General features: G+C 54.3%; 9 protein-coding genes. 3 read left to right on the top strand and 6 right to left on the bottom strand.

What is annotated here, in order from left to right:
• From AD663_RS12345 to AD663_RS12320, 6 genes are all read right to left on the bottom strand, one after another.
• The gene (locus AD663_RS12345; RefSeq protein ID WP_050551570.1) at positions 1-492 is read right to left on the bottom strand and encodes a hypothetical protein; all 492 of its coding nucleotides are present in this window, start codon (positions 490-492) and stop codon (positions 1-3) included.
• Positions 493-540: 48 nt separating this feature from the next.
• Positions 541-3,450 carry a hypothetical protein gene (locus tag AD663_RS12340; protein ID WP_033045994.1) on the bottom strand — a complete coding sequence of 970 codons (2,910 nt, stop codon included), beginning with the start codon at positions 3,448-3,450 and terminating at the stop codon, positions 541-543.
• A gap of 29 nt (positions 3,451-3,479) precedes the next feature.
• Entirely contained in the window at positions 3,480-5,762 is a 2,283-nt protein-coding gene (locus tag AD663_RS12335; RefSeq protein ID WP_003181273.1) for a hypothetical protein, read from the bottom strand.
• Positions 5,763-5,812: 50 nt separating this feature from the next.
• A complete protein-coding gene (locus AD663_RS12330; protein ID WP_053213821.1) occupies positions 5,813-8,299 on the bottom strand; it encodes a hypothetical protein in 2,487 nt (828 codons plus the stop codon).
• A gap of 178 nt (positions 8,300-8,477) precedes the next feature.
• On the bottom strand, positions 8,478-10,289 hold the full coding sequence (locus tag AD663_RS12325; RefSeq protein ID WP_003181270.1) for a hypothetical protein: 1,812 nt from the start codon (positions 10,287-10,289) through the stop codon (positions 8,478-8,480).
• A 284-nt stretch (positions 10,290-10,573) separates the two neighbouring features.
• Entirely contained in the window at positions 10,574-13,054 is a 2,481-nt protein-coding gene (locus tag AD663_RS12320) for a hypothetical protein (protein WP_053213820.1), read from the bottom strand.
• 429 nt (positions 13,055-13,483) lie between these two features.
• Between AD663_RS12320 and AD663_RS12315 the strand changes: the two genes are divergently transcribed.
• From AD663_RS12315 to AD663_RS12305, 3 genes are all read left to right on the top strand, one after another.
• Positions 13,484-18,568 carry an RHS repeat-associated core domain-containing protein gene (locus AD663_RS12315; protein WP_053213819.1) on the top strand — a complete coding sequence of 1,695 codons (5,085 nt, stop codon included), beginning with the start codon at positions 13,484-13,486 and terminating at the stop codon, positions 18,566-18,568.
• 251 nt (positions 18,569-18,819) lie between these two features.
• Positions 18,820-19,368 (top strand): fimbrial protein, encoded by a 549-nt coding sequence (locus AD663_RS12310; protein WP_003181265.1) that lies wholly within the window; start codon positions 18,820-18,822, stop codon positions 19,366-19,368.
• Positions 19,369-19,477: 109 nt separating this feature from the next.
• On the top strand, positions 19,478-20,239 hold the full coding sequence (locus AD663_RS12305; protein ID WP_003181264.1) for a molecular chaperone: 762 nt from the start codon (positions 19,478-19,480) through the stop codon (positions 20,237-20,239).
• The last annotated feature ends 14 nt before the right edge of the window (positions 20,240-20,253 follow it).

The raw sequence follows: 20,253 nt of genomic DNA, 5'->3' as shown, positions 1-20,253 counted from the left end.
TTAAGTTGCAGGCGTACCGGGCCATATATAAAGACAGGACAGCTTACCTTCGACAGGTTTATTATTTTTGTTTTTCCCCTCTACAAACATCAATCCCGGCTTGAGAAGTTGCCCTGGTATCGCCGATGCCACTGTACCCGGAAGTGAAATCAAGGATGTATTAGTGGGTTGAATATAGGTCTTCACCATATAGTACCAATCGCCGGTATAGCCCGCCCCTGTAACTCGACAGTCCCTTTCCGAACCGAAGGCAATCCTCACGGCAGACTCCACATTGTCGAGGGTAAAAAAGCTGTACACATCATTACTGCAACCATGATAGGCCAGATCATAGTCTTTATATGATGCGGGTATAGCCAGAACGCATGTTTTACCTGGATCCTCTATACTCCCTTTTTGATATAGCTTAATACTTCCCTGAGCCAAAACAACAGTCATCGCCTGAACGGCGACAATCAGCAAGCCGGCGCCTATTTTCGTAAAAATGTTCATTGTCAGTCACCTGCAAAGGTTCGACCAATCATGGACGAAGGGGAAAGATCATAAAGCCGTATTATCCAGATAATTACGATGATAATAGGTTCCCTTGGGCTTGAATGAAATTCTCTGTTTGTGAAGATTGCCGTTCTTGTCTCGCAAGGCAACCTTCAAATCTCGATCCAACTGCGGACGCGGATGGGCGCGAGGCAAAATGAACGGAATGTTATCGTTTCGACACAGTAAAACAGCAAAGGTGAAGGGTTCATACCGAGTGGATTTGGCAACATCCAGAAGTTGGGGATCTTTTACAACATCAGGCATTAAATCATCGAAAGCCACTTTGTTTTTTAAATCATTATTTCCAGTAACATCTTCAAAATAATAGCCCAGCCAACTAAACATAGTCTCCTCCAGCTTTTCGCTTTCCCAGCGAATGGAAGACACATTAATAAATTCCGGAACACCCGGTTCAAATTGATCAGGAAGTAGCCATTCGAGCATGATAAAGTCCTGCCCCCTGCACTTGAACGTCCACCAATCCTGGCTTTTAAGAATCAAATCGAAGTCAGCGTTATCATTGCCAGGTTCGCCTCCGCTGCCACCGGCTATGCGCACCCGAGTGAGATCATATACAAACTCTGCAGGCTTCACGGACCTGACGGTGATTCGTTTACCGATGCCCTCTTCCCCGTCTTTCGCTGTATCGATCCACTCACCACCGCCATCGGCGTTATCTTTCTGAAATCTGGCATGCAGCACCGCGGTGCTATTGACGGGCGCAACGGAATGAAGATAGAAATCCTGCTCGACCAGAGAATCATTTGCTCGCAGAGCGTCGGCATTCGGTACTTGGCCGGGGTTAGATGGAATGGCCAGGTCGAAGTAAGGACTCAAGATTTTATGCACTTGCAACTCTTGTGACGCCCCCGAATCGACTCCCAGATCCTCCACCGGTATAAAAGGCAGCTCATTGTAATTTTTGTAGAGCAGGCGCATGCTTGCCAACTCCGTCAAACTCAGTTTGTAGTACTTGAGCTCTTCGTCTATTGGATCCCACACGCCATTTGTCTGGGTGCTGACTTGAACATGAAGTTGCTGGTAACCATTGGTCAGCACATTACCTTGCGTTTCCAGCTCCGGCCCACCCACCACTTTGATCGTGAACAGGGCCAGGGGGACTTCCCAAGTCGGATCCGGGTCCTGCTGTTTTTCGCCAATCACGCTGTAGCCCCGGAAAAACACCACGCCGTTACGTACGACTTCGCACAACACCACGCTTGTCTGCTCCACCCCTTGCGGTGGGGCGGTGTAAAGCCCTTCGTCCACGCTGCCGACACCACTGACCACTCGCCACCGCCGCGGCACCTGCGGCATCAGAGAAACATCTTGGTTCATTTGCACCGTATTGCCGGCATTGAGACGCTCCACCACAGCCGGCTCGACGCTTAAAAACGACTGGGCATTATCCAGCACCAGGGTAGATTGCGTTGTTTTGACGTCAGCACCGAGCGTCTCGCACAGCACCTTCTGAATCGAGAAGCTCTTGAGCTCAGCCTCGGCGCTGGCCACGAACCGCCACTGCGTGTCGGCAACCCTGGTCAGGCTGCCTTGTAGCGGCGCAAGCAGGCTGCATCGGGCTTCCTGCCTCATCGCGGTTGCGTTCAATGTAACTTCGGCAGGCTCCTTCTTGAGCAAGTGGGTCACCAGTTTCGGCGCGATTTCCACCTCGCTGTAATCCACCCTGAGCAAAGTCGAGGCTGTGTAGGTTTTGCCGTTGTTTTCATAGGTAGCCGTCACCAGCACACGCAACGAGTGGTAGCCAATACGTTGCGACGACACCGCCCTATACAAGCCATTGTCTATGGTGCCGTGCCCGTCCTCGGAGTGACTTTGCATGCTGACGGCTTCCCACGTTTTGGCCGTCAGCGTCCTGCCTTCCCAATCGAGCAGCCGGAATTGCTGTCGCCCCCCGGCCTCGATGGCTGGGAACGCGGGCTCCAGGCGTATGCTGGTCTGTGCCGGGCTGATGCGACCAAACGACACCACGTCATGAGGTGTGTGTTGCGAGACTTCTTCGTAGAAATTCAGTCCGGGGAAGGATAGATGCGCCGGTAACTCCACGTTGTTATTGCTGGCATACCTCAGCATGTCCCGGGATAACACCCACAAGGCGGTGTATTTGCGATCACCACCAGGATTGGTGTCATCGGGCATCAAGTAAGGGAAATCGGCACCGAGTTCTTGCCCCGGGCCACTACCGGCCAGCAGTTCGATCAATGCGAGCACCACACCATCGCCTTCATTTGCCGCACCTCTGACCTTCGCCCCGGGTGCAGCTTGGGTCCGTAGGCGGAAACGCCTTGGGGCAAGCCCGTGATAGCCCTTGAGGCCGATTCGTCCCAGCTGAAACACCGTCTGGTCCGACGACAATTTGTCAAACTGCTCTTCAAAATAGACACCGAGGCGCTCTGCGTGCTCCCCGCCCAAGAGATCGCAGGTAAAGGTACTGGCCCCCTTCAAATCCATCGTGATACGGCCTTGCCGGTCGACTTCAGCCACCACCAAGAACAAGTTGACCTTCATCGTCAGGGTGAAACCCTGCTGTTCGGTGATGTAACCCGTGGACAATAGAACGTCCGAAGCGCCCACTCGAGACTGCCACGTCTTGATTTCCCCGCCCACGATATTCATCGTTACCGTAGCGCTGGAGTCCGCTAAGGTCGCACTCTCGAAAGACACCTTCGGCGCACCGAGAACGATTGATTTAACCTCGACAGACTGACTCTCAGACGCGTTAATGACAGTGCGACCATTCAAATAGGGTAAGAAAGTGAACTCTTCATAACGCGTTACATATTGCTGTTCCAGAAGATAATTAATGCGAAGGCGGTCGCATATGAATAATGCATCCCAACCCCGGGTAGTCAGTCTACCCTGCATAAGCGCAAGAACTTCATTCAACGTAGCCATGATAAATCCTCTTCCAATAAAAGGATGGATTACAAACTCAACGCTCGAATGACCGCACCTGAATCGGCTAACGGTAATGGCACGATGGTGTAACCTTCAAATAGACCAAGCACGGGTTCAACCCATTTTGCGCCAATGACGACGCAAGGTTGTGCTCTGGGTCCGCCTTCACGATACAACCCCGTATCGCTATCGATTTCTCCGGGACCGTCAAAGGGGAGGAACCACTCTGCCTCGATGGGAAAGTGGTTAATCGTGGCGCGTAACTGAAGTTCACCTTCGGCGGAAGATTCAAGATCGGGTTTTATAACCATTATCGTGTTTTTATGTTGTGCCACCACATAACTTGACCATGTATTGCCGCTGTCTTCATCGGTCACGTTGATTTCATCGAAAACAAAGGCGGCCTCACCCGTGATCTCGTCGGCGGCAATATAGTCGTATCCACCGGTGGCAGGATTGGGGACCAAATCTCCACTTTCGCCCGGTACCCGATTCTTTATTTCCCACGTCAATGGTCCGCCACCGATGGAGCCCGCCAAAAACGAAATGCGATCCTGCGGGTTGCACACTTGAATAACGGGATTGACCACAAGGCTTTCCCTGACAACCGTTACTACGACCACACTTCGCTCGTCACTGGCCTCATCATGGGCAATGACCAATACCTGAAGAGGGGCTGCGCCCAGTGTATGGGCCGGCGGTGCCCGGTACTCCCCTTCAGGCGTCATCCTTCCAGGATCCAAAGCACCCGGCGCCTCTACCGTGAAACTGACTCCGGGGGCGGTCGGTTCCACCTCGAACGAAACAATTTCCCCAGGCAATAACAGCGTTTTCGGCGCACGGATCGTGAACGAGGCGCTGGAGGAAAGAACCCGGCCAAAGTCGACATAATCCTGTGGGAGCGCCACGACTTCCGATTGCAACCGGTGGGCACCCGCCAGGTCTACATCCGCCAAAAAACCTTGGGTACCGGTGGCCGTCAGGCATTCGGCGTACTGCTCGATCAACGCGGTTTTAACCGCATGCCCGATAAACGCCACGATCCGGTCGCGCAGGATTTGCGGTGTGTTATCCGGCAGGCCGCTGATGTACGTCACGTCCGGCGTCTGCGTGCGTGGCACAAATAACTCGGCACCGACTTCGTACGGCGCGAACTCATCGACCATCATCCGGAACACCTGCTCAAGGCTGAAGGTGAACGTCACCGTAAAAGAGGTCCATCCCCCCGTGCTGCCCTGGAGTCGATAACGCAGTGGCACATCGGCCCTGGTTTGCCAATGCTGAACGGCCCGAGTCAGTTCAAATTCGGCCGTCAGTGGCTGAGCTCCTTGCACCAGCGAGATACCAAAAGAGTCACAGCCAAAGTCGTACAGATTGTCCTTATAATCGCGAGCTGTAATGGTCAACTCGCCCGAGGTGGCTTTCATGCCTATCACACGTCCATCGTCTTCCATCAGTTCGAAGTGATTGCTGCCAAACATGCTCAACAGTGCCCCACCGAACGCGGCCCGATTGATCAGCCTGGACGAGAACAGCGCGGTGCTGGCGTAGTCCTTATCGGCGTCATTGGCGATCAGGTATCGGTATTCGCTCGGTTTGTTGCCGGGCCTGCCCATCGCCATGGTTTGATAAAACAGCAACGCCCCTTCGCTCGCGATCTCGCCGCTCGATTGAGTGCCCACATCAATGGACTTGATACACAGGAAAGGATTTTCCTGATCCGGGAACCTGGCCAACGGAAATACGGAACGTTCATCGGCCAAGGCTTCAAATTGCGCCTTGAAAAACTCGCCGCCAGCGACCTGTTCCTCCAGCACCGGCGAACTCGTCAGCCTGAGTTCTTCCGCCAACATCAGGTCCAGCACGACCTGCGCATCGCGCCCGGCTGCTGGCTCTTGGAAAGTAACCGGTTGCTCGTCTGTGACCAACTTATAAGCACTAAGTGGACTAAAGAGAAAAACCGACCGGATAAGCTGTTGATCAATTTTTTTTTGCGTGATCACTTCTCGACCGCCGCTCACTTGCAGGGATGAACCCACAGCATTCGATACATACGACGTTGATGGAAAGGAAATCTCGGGATAACTCAATGAGCACCCGATCAAGTGATGGGTAAGCGGAGTATCCGGCACCTCGTAACTTCCGGTGAGGCCATTCAGGCTTATGCCCTGGCTCAATCGGAGTGCATGGTCCTTTTGTAGCGCCTGGTTCACCGAATGACCCGACAAGGCAAACAATGCATCCCACTCGCGCATCTGGCTGGTGCCCTGCATCCAGCCTAACAGTTCGGTTACCGAATAACTGGCCATCGCTACTTTCCTCATTTAATAAATGGGTTGCAAGCAAGTCGTTATACAGATCAATAAGCCAGGCCTGTCTCGCCCTCAATCGCGGCAACACTCAGCGGCACATCGGGAATATCGAGCAAGGGCAGCGCGAGCAGTAGATGACCTTCAAGAACACCTATAACCACCGAGTCCCAGGACGCTCTGATGAACACGAAAGCCTGCGGGGCCATTTCGTCAACCTTATAGACGCCTGGGGTTTCGCTGTGCCACGAGCCGGGGCCGTTGAATTCAATACTCCATTCAACGCGTTCGGTTATATCCCTGTTATTGGCTATGGCTCTTAAAGCGACTTCTGTCAATCCTTCCAAACTGCCAGGGACCTGAATGGTTATCGCGGGAGTTGTCTGTCTAACCACCATGTAAACCGACGCCGTATACCCTTTATAAGTCGCCACGAGTTCATCCATCACATAGGTTTTCTCTTCGACGACGTCTTTATTCGAGACATAGGTGTAAACGCCATTATTGGATTCGATAGAACCGCTCTCCCCCGGAACCGGATTGTTGATGACCACCGTAGGCGCAGGGCTGTCCTCATCGTCCTTCAGATAGCCAAGCTTTAACGGTACACGCTCGTCTTTATTGCACATCTGAATCAGTGGATTGATCGTCAAGCGCGAGCGGACTACCGTCACCAAGGCAGAACTGCTGAACTGGGTAACAGGGTCGGTTGCGGTGACCCGTACACGGGTGAAACGCCCCTGGACTTGGTGCACTGCCGGAGGTGTGTAGACCCCTGTGTCTTCATCGATCGTACCTACGCCAACAGCGAGACGCCGCAAGTGCTCAACAGCCCATTTCAGGCCGGGTCTTTCAGGAAAAACCTCAAAAGCATAGTGCGGCCCGCCGGCGGCAATACGGGGTTCCGGCGTGGTGATGGCAAACGTTGTTTGAGCGGGATTGATGCGACCGAACAGACCGACATCATAAGGGGACTGTAAATTGAGCATCTGGATGGTTTCGCCGTAGTTAAGCTCGAGATTTTCCGCAATAAATCCCGACACAACGCGGCCCGTAGGGAACTGCTCTTTGATTGCACCCGCGATCATTCCCGACGCATCCGTCGCCAACAAATTAAGTAAAATTTCAGCAATCTGTAGCATTAACAGCCCCATTAAAATAAACAGCCTGAGTAGTAAATCCACTATTGGATCTACCGGATCTGCCAGACTCAACTTACGCTTAACGGCATCGACAAACTTAAAAATATCAACACCGGACTCAGGATCTACACTACTTTCAACATCATACCTTATTCTTTTCAACGTGCCACCGGCGCCATCATCAATCAATTGGTAATACGCCGTGACGATTAAATGATAAGTCAAGTTCTTGCTCGGATATATATCTATGAGCTCTTGAAGCCCATTATAATTAGTTGCTACGACATTCATGCTAGCTCTAACAGTCCCGGCACATAGCCACCGGACGCTGATCTGTTGTCCATGCAGCTCAACCTTCAGACGTTCACGGGCCGCCAGAAGAAATTCAGGATGACTAACCTCAAGATCCGCCCATATTGGACCCAACAGGGTGGTCATCTCCAAACGATGATTAAATGTCCCACTAGGAATCTTAATCCCCCCCCTTTTAGCTGTCGCAACAATATCTCCGTTACCGTCATCAAAAACATAATCAAAATCATTGCTCTCAATCATCTCCCCCAGCGATCGAACCAACTCAGCAATAACTACTCGGCCTCGCCCTACCAATACAGTGGCAGAGTAATCTCTTCCGGTGTCATTCGGGATCAAGTAACGAAAACCACTGTTCGCACCAGGAAAGTCTCCCTCATGTCTACCCTCCATGCGCACGAAGGCAAGCATCGCTCCCTCGCCCTCCTGGCTACCCTGCTGCGTGCGCAAGCCGAAAGAACGCGGTTGCAGCATGGGGTTGGTGCCCCGCTTAATCGTGCCCAGGGTCCAGACACGCTGTGCATCATCCAATCGATTAAACAAGGCCTTGAAAACTCTGCCAGCCAGCTCTTGTTCTGTCTGGGTTTCGGCAAACGTCAAGCGAAAGTTATCGCTTTTGCTCAGGTCCAGGCGGATATTCCCATTGTCGGCAATTTCTCCCGACACCTCGGGCAATAACAGGTCCAGGAATAAGCTCGGCCCGTCCAGCGGGTCATAATCCAAGATGCGCGTGACATGCCACACCGTCACGTCTTTTTCGATGGAGACTTGACGCCCGGCCACAACGGCCATCCGCAGATTGGCCTTCGAATTATCAAGACCGGTATCCTCGAAATACAAACGAGGTACATCCATTACAAACTCTTGAATATATTCCCGAAAATTGCCACCGGTGCCACCTGTTGCAATGGTTCCGGTGATGGCCGGGATATAGCTGCCCAAATTGAACTTATCAATGTAGTTTTGAATCAGCAGCAGATTGGTTTTGTTGCGTTCCATGGCCACAATCGCATCCCATTTGCTCATGCGATCCTGATCCTTCATCCAGCTCAGAAGCTCTGCCAACGTATAGGTAGTTACCATTTCCATATCCTCAAATATCAAAATCAACGGTGAGCCGAGCCGTCTCACATATTCACGACTGAGCACTTCCTATCGAGATAAACTTCACAAAACCATCTGATCGCCAGAACAGCAAAAAGCGATTACCGAGCCGTGCTCTTCAACGACAATCAGTCTTTCCATAAAAAAAATCGTGCGTTCAGGGCGCCAGAAGAAACAGCCGTTCATCCACTTTCTTATAAGTGCTGCCCTGGTCGTAACTCAACTGGACCAAGATAGAAAGTTTTTCAGCCATTACCAGCGAATTTAAAAAGCCCTTATCAAGCGCTGGCAATATATATCCAACATTATATTCATCGTCGGTAAGGGGCTGCGTTTCGTCACGCATCGTATGAGTCACTACTTGGCCTGTCGCTGACGATACGCCGCTTGCCTGAATTTTTAGAAGTTGCCCTTCTGCCATGAAATGCCAGCTTTCCAACTTAAAGAGCATGACCGGGTCGGTGATCTCGCTCAACTTGATAGAACCACCGCTAAGTCTCGGCCTTTCCGCCTGGATCCGCGGCCAACCACTGTCGAAGTTTTTTATTTCCAGATCATAAAACGGTGAATTGTGAGGAACGGTTTCATCTGGCGGCAGAACCTCGTAATGAATCACAACATGTTTCCCCACATTCATCGGTACGGCTGTACGGGGAATGTTGAATCGCCTGTCGTTGCCAATCGTGGGTGTCGTCACCACCAGCGGATCGCCAAAGCCGTCCCAGATCATGCTGACCTTGTCATCGTTGCCAATCACGGAGTCCTGCGGGATATCGATGACGGCCCCGGTCAGCACATCAGCGGCATTCACCCACCCCTTGACCACGCCCGACCCGTCGTCATCGTAAAGAGAGGCCTTATCCACATTCGGTGCATACAGCTCAAGGGGGCGCCGAACCATCAGCGTCAACGGGCGCGAGCTGAACGAAACCCCTGCCCGCGCATAGTGATAAAGCAGCTCGACAACCTTGCCGTTGTTCTCCTGTAACCAGCGGTGTTCGAGGACCAGCGTGATGATCCCGCTCTCGACCGCCGACACATCCAGCAACGCGGTAGCGAGCAGGTTGGTGTCGCCTTGCGCATATACCGTCACCACGTCACCCGGCTGCCGGCTGTCATACAGTGGCACCTGCACGGGCAAGCCATCGGGGTGTCGTGCCGGGTCAATCGAGCCACTGTCGGCACCCACGACAATCAGTTCGGGCAAAAACGGTTCAAGGGTGTCCACTGCCGTAATGGTCTGTTCGGCGGAAGTTGATTCGGGCGTGAGCGGATCCTGTGGATCGGCGTACTGCACCTGATAACGCATAACCCCGTGACCACCGTTCTGGATCAATGTGAGTTGTGCCTTGGGCAAAGACCACTCCAGGGTTTTGCCCACGTCATCGGCGCTCAATGTCCGGCGTATCGTATGGGTCGTAGGGGTCCCTCCGGTAGCCCGATGGGCCACCCAGGTGAAAGTAAGCTCATCACCTTCGGCCATCGCCTGATAAGGCGCGGTGGAGATGAGCGCGGGGCCGGCGATGGCGCTTGGGTCCACGCACAATGCGTGAGATTCCTTCATCTGCGCCACAGGCAAGCTCAGAACACCGACGCGCTTGCCCACATAAAAAAACAGACGCCGGGACTCTTCCCCCAGCGGTCCGCCATCCGATTGCCGATAGGAGTAAAACACTTCGCCCTGATCCAGGCTGACGAGTTTGGCGTTCTCAATCACTATCGGCATTCTTGGATGACCATTCTCGTCATGTTCCAAACGGTCATCGACATCCTGGTAGTTGGTTTCATCGATCGCTTCGCCCAACGGGCTGCGCCCTCGCCAGTTGGGTTCGATCCCATGACCTATTGCAAGCCCTGGATACTGCACATAGGTCAACAAGTCGTCTGTTCCCAACACCTCCAGATCGATCACGTTATCGCGACCGAGTAGCGGAATGTGGGGAGCCGGCGGGGCATCTTTTGTATTCATGGATTTGACACCCTCGTTGAGTTTTCATGCAGCGATAAAGACGTTTTACCCCTGACCGATCGCGCCGACCACTATCAGAACTGTTAGGTTACCGGCGCTCTGCAGTCTGTTACCGTATCGACAACTCGCCGTAGCCCTCCCGTTAAAAAGCGCCGTTCATTTATGGCTATCGCGGCAATGTCATGACCGACGATTATGTCGACTACAACGCTATTGCATTGCACCAAGGCGTCGAGCCCATGGGTCGCTTCAATAAATGGGTTGCAAGCAAGTCGTTATACAGATCAATAAGCCAGGCCTGTCTCGCCATCAGTCTCGGCAACACTCAGCGGCACATCGGGAATATCGAGCAAGGGCATCGCGAGCAGTAGATGACCTTCAAGAACACCTATAACCACCGAGTCCCAGGACGCTCTGATGAACACAAAAGCCTGCGGGGCCATTTCGTCAACCTTATAGACGCCTGGGGTTTCGCTGTGCCATGAGCCGGGGCCGTTGAATTCAATACTCCATTCAACGTGTTCGGTAATATCAGTGGTATTGGCCATGGCTCTTAAAGCGACTTCTGTCAATCCTTCCAAACTGTCAGGGGCCTGAATGGTTATCGCGGGAGTTGTCTGTGTAACCACCATGTAAACCGACGCCGTATACCCTTTATAAGTCGCCACGAGTTCATCCATCACATAGGTTTTCTCTTCGACGACGTCTTTATTCGAGACATAGGTGTAAACGCCATTATTGGATTCGATAGAACCGCTCTCCCCCGGAACCGGATTGTTGATGACCACCGTAGGCGCAGGGCTGTCCTCATCGTCCTTCAGATAGCCAAGCTTTAACGGTACACGCTCGTCTTTATTGCACATCTGAATCAGTGGATTGATCGTCAAGCGCGAGCGGACTACCGTCACCAAGGCAGAACTGCTGAACTGGGTAACAGGGTCGGTTGCGGTGACCCGTACACGGGTGAAACGCCCCTCGATCTGACTCGCTGCCGGAGGTGTGTAGACCCCTGTATTTTCATCGATCGTACCTGCGCTGACAGCACGACGCTGCAGGTCTTCAACAGCCCATTTCAGGCCGGTTCTTTCAGGAAAAACCTCAAAAGCATAGTGCGGTGTGCCGGCGGTAATGCGGGGTTCCGGCGTAGTGATGGCGAACGTTGTTTGAGCGGGATTGATGCGACCGAACAGACCGACATCATAAGGGGACTGTAAATTGAGCATCTGAATGGTTTCGCCGTAGTTAAGCTCGAGATTTTCCGCAATAAATCCCGACACAACGCGGCCCGTAGGGAACTGATCTTTGATTGCCCCCTCCATCATCCCCGACGCATCCATCGCCAACAACCGAAGTAAAACTTCAGCAGCCTGCACCATCGCCAGCCCTAGCAAAAAAAACAGTATAAGCGTTATATTTATTGTTTGACCTTCCAAAATCAACTTACGCTTAACGGCATCGTCAAATTCGGAAAAATCATCGCCTGGCTCAGGGACTGCATCGCTTTCAATATCAAATTTTATTCTTTTTAACGCGCCGCCGGCGGCATCATCAATCAATTGATAGGTCGCCGTGACGGTTAAGCCGTAACGCAAAGTAGTGCCCGGATACAAATCTATGAGCGATTGAAGTGGATAATAATTACTTTCTAAAACATTAATTTTAGCGTCAATAGTCCCGCTACACGGCCACTCGACGCTAATCTCTTGCCCCCGCAGCGCAACCTTCAGACTTCCACTGGCTGCCAGAAAAAATTCAGGATGAACAACCTCAAGATCCGCCCATATTGGCCCCCCCACTACGGGATTCATATCCAAACGATGATTAAATATCCCACGAGGAACCGTAATACCCCCGCCTTTAGCTGTCGCAGTAACGTCTCCGCTATCATGATCAAAAACAAAATCAAAATCATCGCTATCAATCATTTCCCCCAGCGACCGTACCAACTCAGCAATAACTACTCGGCCTCGCCCTACCAATACAGTGGCAGAGTAATTCCTTCCGGCGTCATTCGGAATCAAGTAACGAAAACCGCTGTTAGAGCCAGGCGTGTCTCCCTCATGTCTACCCTCCATGCGCACAAAGGCAAGCATCGCTCCCTCGCCCTCCTGAGCACCCCGCTGCGTGCGCAAGGCGAAAGAGCGCGGTTGCATCATGGGGTTGGTGCCCCGCTTAATCGTGCCCAGGGTCCAGACACGCTGTTCATCATTCAATCGATTAAACAAGGCTTTGAGAACTCTGCCGGCCTGCTCTTGTTCTGTCTGGGTTTCGACAAACGTCAAGCGGAAGTTATCGCTTTTGCTCAGGTCCAGGCGGATATTCCCATTGTCGGCAATTTCTTCCGACACCTCGGGCAATAACAGGTCCAGGAATAAGCTCGGCCCGTCCAGCGGGTCATAATCCAAGATGCGCGTGGCATGCCACACCGTCACGTCTTTTTTGATGGAGACTTGACGACCGGCCACAACGGCCATCCGCAGATTGGCCTTCGAATTATCAAGACCGGTATCCTCGTAATGCAAACGAGGTACATCCATTACAAACTCTTGAATATATTCCCGAAAAATGCCCCCGGTACCACCTGTTGCAATGGCTCCGGTAATGTACGGGATATAGCTGCCGTAACTGAACTTATCAATGTAGTTTTGAATCAGCAGCAGATTGGTTTTGTTGCGTTCCATGGCCACAATCGCATCCCATTTGCTCATGCGATCCTGATCCTTCATCCAGCTCAGAAGCTCTGCCAACGTATAGGTAGTTGCCATTGCCATACCCTCAAATATCAAAATCAACGGTGAGCCGAGCCGTCTCGCAAACTCACGACTGAGCGCTTCCTATCGAGATAAACGTCACGAAACCATCTGATCGCCAAAACAGCAAAGAGCAATTCCCGAACCTGGCCTTTCAACGACAATCAGTCTTTCCATCAAAAAAATAGTGCTTTCAAGGCGCCGCAAGCGCTTACCTACATAAAAACAGACGCAGGGACTCTTCCCCCAACGGTTCGCCACCCTCGTTGAGTTTTCATGCAGCGATAAAGACGTTTTACCCCTGACCGATCGCGCCGAACACTATCAGAACTGTTAGGTTACTGGCGCTCTGCAGACTGTTACCGTATCGACAACTCGCCGTAGCCCTGCCGTTAAAAGGCGCCATTCATTATGGCTTTCGATGACTCATTGAGGTGTGCCCCCATGAGTGCCGATACTTCCGTTCCCTCCAACGCATTCAACTTCATGCAGTCGCTGCAAAGTGGCGTTGACCCACGTACCGGGCAATACCGGATATCCCTCGACTTACCCGAACTCAAGGGCAACGATTTGCGCGGCCCGGGCTTTTCGCTGGCATTGGCTTTCAGCGCTCTCAACACAACGGACAGCGGCTATGGCATCGGCTGGAATGTGCAGCTGTCCGAATACGATATGAACAAGCAGGTTTTATCCACGAGCACGGGCGAACGCCACACCGTGACCGCCAATGGCGTGGACGGGGAACTGCTGATGGAGACCAAAAAACTCGACAGTTTCCGATTCTTCGAATACACGCCATTTCAAGATAAGAAACAGTTCATGCTGGTGCACAAGACCGGCACCGTGGAAATTTTGCGAGAGCGCGGCATGGGTAGCGACCACGTCGCCGTTCCGATCGAAATCTATAGCCCCCTGGGCCACAGGCTGGTCCTTGCCTATACCTCATTCAACGGACACACGCTGCTGCAATCGGTCAACGACGACGCGGGGATCCCCTTGTTGAGCGTGCGGCGCGACGCCGGCAAACTGGATCTGGATCTCTACCCCAATGTCGATGAGGCGCTCCCTGCGCGGGCGCGTTATACGATGACTTTCGACTCGGGCGAGCTGAAATATGCCCGCACCATTGCCCTGCCTGCCGATGAATCCGGCCAACGGGGTTACTGGCGATTCGACTACGTGATCAAACATGGGCACACCGTGGTGACCAAGGTGGAAAACCCGTTGGGCGGTAGTGAACTGATCGTCTATGACAGCGAACACAGCTTCCCCGGTCCGTCGGGCCGCTACCTGCCACGTGTCAGCCGTCACGAGATTTATCCAGATGGCGCCCCTGACAACCCGGACAAGGTGCAAGTCGAATACACCTATCCGGATGATAAGAACTTCCTGGGCAACACCTTGCCGATCCAATGGGGCACCGACAACAAGGACCCGCTGATCTATCAGAGCGGTACTTACGACTACAGCACCGTGGAAACCCATTACCTGACAGGAAGACCTGTGCGCAGTGTCAAACGCACGTTCAACCGTTTCCACTCGCTCATACTCCAGACCACGACGCAAGGTGACAACATCCAGGAAACCGAAACCGTTTACCCTTTGCGCAACGGCTCGGTGCTGGATCAACCGAATACCTATCAACTGCCTACGCAGGTGATCAATCGCTGGCGGCTTAAAAGCAACCCGACACGTCAACGCGCAGAAACAGAGACCTACACCTACGACAGCTCCGGCAATGAACTGACTCACGTTGAGGCCAGTGGCATCACCACCACCAACGTCTACTACCGCGCCTCTGGCGAAGCGGACTTCCCCGACAACCCTTATGGGTTTGTCTGCAAAGTCAAGAGCAGCACGGTGACGCCCGCACCGGACCACGAGCCGGCCCCCACCTTGCGGACCCACTACCGCTACATCGAAATACCTCCACTGGCCAGGACCCCGCTCGCGAGGCCCGTCACGCTCGACGAGCAAGTTCTGGTTCAAGTGCATGATGCCGGCACCCCCCAGGAACGAGAGGAGGCGTTGCAGAGCACCACCTACCAATACTGGACTGACCTGAACGACCCTTTACGTCATGGTCAATTGTCGCGACAGGCTGTACGCCTCAATGGCGCCACCACCTACACTGATACTGATTACAAAAGACTCTCCGGCATCGACTTTCCCGAACCCGCCATCCAGCTCACCACGACCTTGAGTACCGATTTCGACGGTGCTAAGAAAGTCAATATCGAGCAAACTTCGGCACTGACCGGAAAGCTATTGTTGTTGCACTCGAGCGACATGGAAATCAGCTATGAGTACGACAAACTAGGACGACTGGTTCGTGAAGCCACGGCGCCCCGAAGTAGCGAATTCAAGGCTGTACGCACCTATCAGTATTACCCTTCTGCCGGCCTGGGGCACTTCAGTGGGCGAGATGCTGTCAACGCACGCGGAATCACCACCCGAACCCAAATTGACGGACTGGGACGCCAGATTTATGAAGAGCGCGATAATGTCAGCGAAACCAACCCCGCGCGCGTCGAACAAACCTGGAAGGCTCGTTACAACGGTTTGGGCGAGCTGATCGAAGAAACCCGTTACGATTATTTTGAAGGACGCTCCTTCGCCTACACCACCACCTATGAGTATGACGACTGGGGCGAACAGTCCTGTGTCACTGGCCCTGACGGTGTGCAGGCCCACACCGAATTCAACCCCATCGGCATCGCCGTCGGTCACCCATCTCCCTGGAACGGTCTGGTGGAAACCCGGTGGCGGCAAAGCCCTGGCCACTCTCCGATGATCAGTGGCAAAAGCGAGACCCGCATCAACTTGCTGGACAAACCGGCGCAGACAGCCAGCCTCGATGCACAGGGCCAGGTACTTGCCACCCGCACTTACCAGTACGATGGCCAGGGTAACTGCATACAAGAGGTCGACGAACTCAAACGCAAGACGCTTTACAGCTATGACCCTTGGTCCCGCATGGTCACCACCACCTTGCCGGACCAGTGTGTGGTATCACGCGAGTATGCCACCCACAGCCGCTCGGAACTGCCCACGGCGCTGTGGGTGAAACCCGCCTCCGGCAGTTCACCCGACCCCGTGTTGATCGGCACCCAGACCTTCGACGGCCTGGAACGCCTGACCGAAACCCAGACCGGCATGCGCAGCGAAACGCTCGGCTACATCGACGATCAGTTGCAACCCAACACGAGAACCACCGCCGCCGGCGCGGTGATCACCTATGAATATAAAAATCTGCAACTGACCGATCAGCCCACCGCCATTCATTCGCCCGATGCACAGAGCGCCTTTGACTACCACCCGGTCTCGGCTCGTCTGGTCAAGGCGCAGAACGAGCAAGGTTCGCGTCACTACGAATACGACATCACCAACCAGGTGCGCAGTGAGCAATGGGTCGATGAGCAGGGATTGTCCTGGGAAACCCAATACATCAGCACATCGGGCGGACAACTGCGCAAGCGCTTGGATATCAACCACCTCAACACCGTCGAAAACGTCTACGAATACGACAGCGCGGGACTCGTTACGCGCAGCGTTCAGGGTGGCCTGGAAGCGACATTTGAATACGATGCTCTCAGCCGCTTGAGCAAAACCACCAGCGTTGATACTGACGCCAACACCACACTCATCACCGAGTTGACGTATGACGATCAGGATCAGGAAATCCTGCGGACGATCACATTGCCGGGGCATTCGACACGGACCATCGAGCAGGTCTGGTATCCCGACGGGCAGCTCAAGTCACGTCATCTGCAAGTCGAGGAGGCAGGCCTACTGAACAGCCTGCTCCTGGAGGCGTTCGACTACGACGACCGTGGCCGCTTGGGCGTCCATACCTGCTCGGGCCGGGATTTGCCCAAGGATGAAGCCGGTCGCGCCATCGAGCAACAAATGTACATTTTCGATGACCTGGACAACATCACCCTACGAGTGAGCCAGTTTTCGGGAGGTGCCAGCGAGGTCAACGAATACTTCTACGCCGACGACGACCCCTGTCGCCTGGTCAGGATGACCCGCAGCCTCGATGGAGGCCCCACGGAGGAACAGACGTTCGACTACGACGATAATGGCAACATGCGTCACGATGAGCAGGGGCAATTGCTGCGCTACGACAGCCAGAGCCGCCTGCTGGAAGTCCGCTCCGTCAGCCAGCAGCCGGTCATGCAATACCAGTACGATGGGCATGATCGCCTGATCAGTTCCCAGGAGGGTACCCAGGCGAAATCCTTGCGCCTCTACCAAGGTGACGAACTGAGCTATACCATCCAGAGCGCCGCACAGACCCACTTCTTCACCGCCACAGACCAGGTCCTGGGCCAACACCAACCGGGTGATCCGTCGAAAAACCTGCTGTTGTTCACCGATGCCAATAGCAGTGTACTGGGCGAATGCCAAGGTGCCGCGTTACGCGCCGCCATCTATAGCGCCTACGGCGAGCGCAGCAGCGAAGAACCTTTATTGAGCGTTCGGGCCTTCAATGGCGAGGTGCGGGAAAGTAGCAGTGGCTGGTACCTGCTGGGCAACGGTTATCGCGCCTACAACCCGGTGCTGATGCGCTTTCACAGCCCGGACTCCTTCAGCCCTTTCGGTGCAGGTGGCGTCAACCCCTACTGCTATTGCCTGGGTAACCCGATTCGCTTCAAGGACCCGACGGGCCATGTGAGTTCGGTCTCGCGCATGAAACACCCGGATGAGGATCGGGTTCCGGGCGCGTACAAACGAAGTAAAAACTGGGTCGCTGTCGCTATTAGCGCCGCCGTGACTGTCGTTGCGGCTGTCTTTGCTGTCATTACCTGGATCCCCACAGGCGGTCTGAGTGGCCTGGCATTGGTTGCCGCCGTGATTGCTAACGTAGCATCAGTGACTGCCGTAGGTTTGGGGGTCATTACTACGGCGATCAAAGCGGCAACAGCCGATGATAATGAGGACGCTTTGCTGGTGGGCCAGATATTGGACTACGCGGGCCTGGGAATTGGCTTGGTTGGCGCGGTCGGTGGTTACGGTGTAGGACGCGCTATAGCATCACAGACAGCAAAACAGGGGCCTAAGTGGTTCAACGGGCTCGTCATGGCCGGGATCAGCAAAACCTCAAGGCACGGTGTGGGCCACTCGACCTTTAAAATACCCCAAGCGAGGCTGACTCCTAACCTGCCTTACTATCGCAGTTCAGCCGTGGTGAGTTCGGCAGTACAGAATGCAGCGCCCCCTGCCCCTCCTCCGATGCCACCAGCACTTTGGGTTGACGACGCGCAAAAAAATTTACTCGAGCAGATTCAAATGGGGAAACAACTCAGGAACACCGGCGGTCCTCAGAACAGGCTCGTTGCAACTGCGCAAGACCAGCTCGCCGTCGCACTGGCAGCAAGAAAAAGAGGAGCCACCGTTGCCGGCGCTGCTTACTGGGGAAATGTGCACGGTGAAAAAACATTCGAAACAATATTGGGGGCCAGCGGAATACCGAAACATCTGAAGGAAACAGCGTTGATCAATAAAAATGTCAGAAATGCGTGACTCCCCCTCACTCACCTGAACACCAACCTGACCGAGAACACCTCGGTCGCGGTTGGTGCCTCCCCCCCCGAAACATCCTGTTCCACCTCCCTGACACCCCACGCTCACAATGAGAACTCTCTCATATCCCGCCCCCCACGCCGTTTCTTAAACTTATCCAGAGAGACCTTATCGACACCGGCCAAATCGCAGTGCGCCCCGTCCGGTCTCACGCCTTGAATGCCGAGCACTGCGTCCACTGGATTCCCCCCATGAAAAAAACTTCCCTCGCCCTGTGCCTTGGCCTGGCAACCAACCTGGCAGGCACCGCGGCGCTTGCCAACACCGGTACCATCCACTTCCAAGGTGAAATCACCGCCAGTACCTGCCCCATCGAAGTCGTCAACCCAGGCGATGGCACCATCGGCAATACCGTTTACATGGGCAGTGTCGATGCCAGTCACTTCACCCAGGTCGGGGATGAACTGCTGGGCAAGGACTTTGTCCTGCGCGTCAAAGGCGGCTCAGGCTGTGTGATCGCCCCTGGCCAAACCGCCACTACGACCTTCAACGGTGCCGCCGACAGCAGCGGCGACTACTTTGCCGTTGCCCCGACACCGGGCCATGCGACGGGCGTGTCCATCGCGATCCGCGACAAGTCGGGCGCCGCCATCGCACCCGGCACAAGCTCCGTCGCGTACAACCTGGTCGCCGGCGGCGAAACCGACATGCTCTTCCATGCCCGTTATCGCTCGACCGCTGCCACGGTAACGCCGGGACCTGCCTCGGCGCACATCATGTTCCTTGTGAACATCATCTGATTTCCGCCCACGCACGCCATGAGTTGCCGGCTTGTACGCCGGGCTCCCCGTGGCGCAAGCGCACTGCACCTCAGGCGCTGCCCCGCGCCTGATCCACCGGTACTTTTCTATGTTCACGTTCATCAAACAGCCTGGGGCCGCGCGGTCAATTCTTGGCGCCTGCGCGGCACTGTCGATCTTGTTTTTCCAGAGTGCCCAGAGTCAGGCGGCGCTGAGCCTGAGCGGCACCCGCGTGGTGTTCGACAGTGATAAACGCAGTGTTTCGCTGATCATCGCCAACCCCAGCGAGAATATATTTGCCGTCCAAACCTGGGTAAACACCGCTGCCGACGACACCACCACCGCCGTCCCCTTCATGCCGTCACCCACGTTGTTCCGGCTCAACCCCGGCAAGGAGCAACAAGTGCAGATCAATGCACTCCCCAACACCTTGCCGACGGACCGTGAATCGCTGTTCTATTTCAACGTCCAGGAAATTCCTCAGGCCGATACCAGCCACACCAACGCCCTGAATATCGCCCTGCGCACACGGATCAAACTGTTCTATCGCCCCAGCCAAATCAAAGACAACCCGCAAGCCCGCCTCAAGGATCTGCAGTGGTCGATCGAGCAGGTCAACGGCTCGGTGCAGTTGGTGGTCTACAACCCAACCCCCTTCCATGTCTCATTCAGCCGGCTTGAAGTCAGCGACCAGCGCCAATCCGAAGAACTGAATAACCCGGCCATGTCGGCGCCGCTGCAACGCCAGACATTTGCCTTGGGCCGGATCAAACCGACAGCCGGCTTGCAGGTCACTTTCGCCACAGTCAATGACTACGGCGCTTTCAGCGCGCCTTTGACCGCCCCCGTGCAGCTCCCTTCAACACTGTGACGCCATGCGCTCTC

Source organism: Pseudomonas sp. Q12-87, from assembly GCF_001269755.1.
Lineage (GTDB): Bacteria > Pseudomonadota > Gammaproteobacteria > Pseudomonadales > Pseudomonadaceae > Aquipseudomonas > Aquipseudomonas fluorescens_S.
Note: the sequence above shows the minus strand (reverse complement) of the source record. Positions and strands in the feature narration are given on the sequence as shown.